The sequence below is a fragment of the Mesorhizobium sp. M0500 genome (genome assembly GCF_040321165.1).
Classification (GTDB): Bacteria; Pseudomonadota; Alphaproteobacteria; order Rhizobiales; family Rhizobiaceae; genus Mesorhizobium.
Genome location: NZ_JAMYRB010000094.1, coordinates 1 through 604, shown reverse-complemented (window position 1 = coordinate 604; position 604 = coordinate 1). Strand labels below are relative to the sequence as shown.

Annotated in this window: 1 protein-coding gene; it reads right to left on the bottom strand. The window is 56.3% G+C overall.

Annotated features, from left to right (window positions below):
- Nucleotides 1-602: two-component system response regulator VirG (gene virG / locus NKI70_RS33900; protein ID WP_352443318.1), on the bottom strand; the 602-nt coding region annotated here is incomplete at its 3' end.
- Nucleotides 603-604 lie beyond the last annotated feature (2 nt).

Genomic DNA, 604 nt, shown 5'->3' with positions numbered 1-604 from the left:
GCGCCACGGGATGTTTTGACCAGGCGAGGGTTGGCCGCATCAGCCTCCAGCTTTCGGCGCAAGCGCATGATTAGGACATCGATACTTCGATCGTACACCTCTTCTCCACGCACACGGCTCGCGAGCAAAAGCCGTTCTCTGGATAGCACGTTGCGGGGGTTCTCCAGAAATGCGATCAAGAGATTGAACTCACATGCGGTAAGCTTGACCTCGCCACGCTCCGCACAGATCAGTCGCCGCTGCTTCACGCTGAGCTTCCAGGCCCCAAAGCGAAATGAGCGCTGCTCTCTGGTTCGCGGACTAGAAATGCGCTGGCGTAGCGCTACTCGAATGCGGGCCAAGAATTCGCGCATCCCGAAAGGCTTGGGAATGAAATCGGTTGCGCCGAGCTCCAGTGCAACCACTTTTTCCGCCTCATCAAGCCGGTCGCCGCTGATCACTATGATAGGAACATCCGATTTTGTCGCCAGATTGCGGACGATCGCAAGTCCATCCTCCCGGCCTAGGTTAAGGTCAACAACCACGAGATCGACTGGCTCACGTGAAAGAACATAGTCAAACTGCTTGCTATCGTGGACTGCGGTTACCTTCAGGGCATGCATCG